Annotated in this window: 3 protein-coding genes; all 3 read right to left on the bottom strand. The window is 50.5% G+C overall.

Annotated elements, in window-relative coordinates:
• Positions 1-230: 230 nt before the first annotated feature.
• Complete coding sequence (locus tag IQ242_RS18135; protein ID WP_002770364.1) at positions 231-800, bottom strand: DUF4255 domain-containing protein; 570 nt, start codon at positions 798-800, stop codon at positions 231-233.
• Positions 797-1,459 carry a YkgJ family cysteine cluster protein gene (locus tag IQ242_RS18130; RefSeq protein ID WP_002770366.1) on the bottom strand — a complete coding sequence of 221 codons (663 nt, stop codon included), beginning with the start codon at positions 1,457-1,459 and terminating at the stop codon, positions 797-799. The genes IQ242_RS18135 and IQ242_RS18130 overlap by 4 nt, the downstream gene beginning before the upstream one ends.
• 139 nt (positions 1,460-1,598) lie before the next feature.
• Entirely contained in the window at positions 1,599-3,755 is a 2,157-nt protein-coding gene (locus IQ242_RS18125) for an AAA family ATPase (protein WP_193960932.1), read from the bottom strand.
• Positions 3,756-4,193: the final 438 nt, after the last annotated feature.

The following is a 4,193-nucleotide window of genomic DNA, read 5'->3' as shown; positions in this document are numbered from 1 at the left end:
ATTCCGGCTACTAATCCCAGATGGTCTAGATTTTTGACTTCAATTTCTGTTGATTGATTCATGGTCGAACAGCCCACTGCCTAAGTTTTCCAACAATTCCTATTTTTTCATAATTAGGGGTCTCAAGCTCCCCCTAACGGCCACCGAGAAAATCTTCACCAGATAAGTATTTTTACTCAAGTCTCTGGAGGGGGACAGCTTATGTGACAGTTGAGGGTGCGGAATGTGGGTTACTTTTGCTCGACTTTGAGAACTTTTTCTGTTACCAAACGAACCTCAACCGGTGCAAAGGGTTCAACCGCAACCGTCACCATGTAGCTGATCCCCGCTTTCATGCGCCCGTCAAGCGCCCCCCAAAAATCCCAAGCATTCGGGGTGCGTTCAGGTTGAGAAACCCAGGCGCGGAGAGGTAGAGATTGATTGGCTATTTGCCCCTTGAGGACTTCTGTTGGCAAAACTGGATAGCTCAATAAGGTCTGCAAAATATTGCCTAACAGTCGATGTTCATCGGCGACATCAGTTGTCCAAACGGTGATTAGATAGGATAAATCAATACGAGTGGGAGCAATTTTTTCGGTTCCTGTTCCTGTGGTTCCGTTGCGAGTGAGATAGCGCTCATTGTTGCGTAACTCGTGATTCTCGCGGATATCGTAGAGAAAACAATTAATTGTGGGCTTATTTGGCTTGGGATTCCAGTCGTCTTTGTTCGGCACTTCAAACTTAATATCGATCGCGTTGGGATCGAGAGGCACTTTTTGCACTAGCAATTCTTTAAGCGTATCGTCAAGGTTGTGGATCATTGAATTTCACTCCCTGGAAGTTCCATTTCTTCTGCACTCAAGTTGTGGGGCCAGTTTGGCTCCTTCAGCTTGGGATTGACAATTTTATTTTCAAAGTCGAGCCAGATGCGCCTGTCGTTGCGGCAATCGTAGGCTCGGCAAGGGATGGGGCGCTGGGAATGCACCGTACAGCCTAAACCTTGGCGATCAAAGTGGTGGCAATAGCCGTCCGCACCTTTGGCAATAACATAAGGTTGGCTCAACTCCCAGCGGATGACTCCTTCTTCGATGTCTTGGCGCGACAGGGGAAAAACCATTTTGCAGCAGGCAGCCTGGCACAAATGTACCCGATTTTCGCAGTCAATGGCGACGGGTTGGGAAAAGGTATATTTATCTTGTTCTGGTTCCTGCAAGGAAACGCCCGGATCTTGCTGCAGGAAACGTTTGAGCAGTCGTTGGGCTACCTGCTTTTTCCTTGTGTCAATTTCGTCAAGATCGAGTAAGCCTTTTTCTGTCAGCAGTTCGATGAGCGCATAGACGAAGGAGGCGGCTTCCAGGGTGCGCCCTGCCGTGGCATTTGTGCGTGCATGGAGATAAGTTAGGCCCTTTGCCACCTCATGGTGTCGGGCAAGGTCATCAGGCATGGCTGGATTAATCCCGGTTTGGCTTTCTTGATCCATGATACTTGGCAGAACAATGGAGATGGATTTTTAATTGAGGCATTAGCTTGACAATGTTAGATTTAATTTGGCTTTCCCCTTTGGCTAGGAAATAGGGTGATGGGCGCACGCAATGCGCCCCTACGGAATATTTTTCCAGTTATTTTTGTTTAAATGGCAAAAACTCCTCCTCCCCAATCAGTCTTCCCATCTTCTGAAACTCCCGCTTGGTTGCTTGCAGTAGATGTTTCATCGTCACACACTGGCTGTTTTCTGCGGCGAGGAAGGCAGCCGCCAGGGCGATGTTGCGAATATTACCTCCTGCCAGCTTGAATTGCCGCGCCATGCCTTCGAGATCCACATCGGCTGCCAGGGGTGTCTGTTTGGGCCAGATGCGCCGCCAGATTTGCAGGCGGTAGTCCGCTTCAGGAAAGGGAAACTCGACAATGAAACGGATGCGCCGAGTGAAGGCTTCATCGAGATTCTGCCGCAAATTGGTGGTTAGGAGCGTCACCCCTTCGTATTCTTCCATTTTCTGCAACAGATAGGCAATTTCAAGATTAGCGTAGCGATCGTGGGCATCCTTAACCTCGGAGCGCTTGCCAAAGAGGGCATCTGCTTCGTCAAATAGGAGGATGGCATTGGCACTCTGAGCGGCGGTAAAAATCCGCTCTAGGTTCTTTTCCGTCTCGCCAATGTACTTACTGACCACTTGGGAGAGATCAATCTTATAGAGGTCAAGGTGCAACTCCTTGGCGATGACCTCCGCCGCCATCGTCTTGCCTGTACCAGGTGAGCCAGAGAAGAGGGCATTTAGTCCTTTGCCGAGGGAGAGTTTCTCCTCGAAACCCCACTGACCGCAGACGAGGTGGTGGTATTTGACCTGATTGCAAATTTCTTGGAGTTGAGTCAGTCCCTCGGGCGGGAGGATCAGATCTGTCCAGGTGGAGTGAGGGGAAATTTTGCGGGCGAGGGAAGTCAGGGCTTGACCTGAGTGGGCGCGAGCAGCAGCCAACAGGTCTTCTAAGCTTAAGGAATGAGGGGGTTCCTGGGATGCTTGGGCTGCTTGCCAGCGAGCCTGGTGCTGGGCTGAGGCGACTGCATCGCCAATTTGTTCAGGAGTCAGGCGGAAACGGTCAGCGAGGGTATCTAACTCCTGGGCCGGTCGGCTAATGCCAGATTGGGAGAGATAGGCTTGCCAGTTGTCCCGACGTTGGGCAAAGTCGGGTAGGGGAAAGGAGACGGGAAGAATCGTGCGGGTGGAGCCGGGGATGTCTGACAAGTTTGGCCCTGCTCCTCCGAAGATGGCGATGCTGGGAAATTGGGCGATCGCCTGCAATAGGCGCTGATAGTTGCTTATCTGCTCTTGGGAACCCAGTGCGTCGATTCCCTCAAGATACAGCACCCCATCTTGAAACTGGGCTTCTCGCAAGAGCAGGGGCAAGATTGACTCTAGCTCGGTTTTCGCGGCGATCGCTGTGGCGATGTCTGCTACTAACAGCCTCATGTCTAACTTGAGGGCGATCGCTTCTGCTGCTTGGCGCTTTCCCACTCCCTGGGGACCGTGAAAGTGAAGGTGTAAAGGCTGATTGGCTTCCCTCGCCTGGAGTGCTAAGGCGAGCAAAGCTTGCTGGATTTTGGCATCTAACGACAGTGACTCTGATTCTGGAATCGGCTTAACTATCTGGCAGAATGTGGCCAATCGGGAGTCGAGTCCCTCCTGTCCCAACAGGTAACGGATTAGCTGCTCATCAGGCTTGAGGTAACAAGCAAGTAGGGGAGGCTGCACCTGATGGGGATCCGCCAACAGATGTAACAGTCGATGGCGGATTAGGGGCGCGTCTGGGGCAACCCGAGACCTTTGCCACAGCTTGGTTGGGGCTGAAGAACACAGCAGGTTGAGGGCGATATCTACTGTGGGTCGCCTGCGAGTTACGTCGTCCTGGAGGTAGGCGTAAAGCCTTTCGTAGCGCAGGTCGAGTTCGGGAGCGAGGGCAATTACCACTAGCGCTAGGTCGAAGACGGACAGGTCAAAGGTTTGCTTGAGCCAGGCTAGGCGGGTTGCTTTGTCGGCTAACTCAGAAAAGGATGGCTCCCAAGCTTCTCCTCTGAGTTTCAGGACAGGCTCTCCTGGTTGGCGCACTAACAATTGCTCGACATCTTCCTGAGTGATGTAAAGACCTTGATAGGCTTCAGTTGTTGGGTCTTTGGTATAGGTTGCTTGAGCGGCAACCACTGCTTTTTCTAGCAGTTTGTCTAACCACTGTAAAGCTGGTAATAGATTTTCCAACCAGGCTTTATTAGCCTCGATAACCATAATAAACACCACAGAGACACAGAGGACACAGAGTTTTTTTGTTGCTGTGTTAGTTCACTACTGGACTAGGAAAAGCTGAAATTAAATTGGTTTAGAGATGATTGCCATGTGTTATTTGTCTGAGTGTCTCTCAAGTTTATGGTGCGTTACTTCGTTAACGCACCCTACAAGATCAGCGATCGCACTTTAAGTTAAGATTGACCTTCTTGTATTTGGGGGGTTATCTTTTCCTCCCAATAATTATCTTCTAAACCTACGATAATCATTCGTCCATCTGCTTTTCAAAGATCAATATAGGCATAAAAACCCATAGTATCTTCACGATGGGTTTTTATATATTGTCTGAGTTCATCTAGGCTGATACCATTTTTCTTTATTCTTGGCAGGTATCTTACCCCCCCTTGCCCCCCCGACATCGGGGGGGTGGGGGGTTAGGGG

Source organism: Microcystis sp. LEGE 08355, assembly GCF_015207185.1.
GTDB lineage: Bacteria > Cyanobacteriota > Cyanobacteriia > Cyanobacteriales > Microcystaceae > Microcystis > Microcystis panniformis.
Note: the sequence above shows the minus strand (reverse complement) of the source record. Positions and strands in the feature narration are given on the sequence as shown.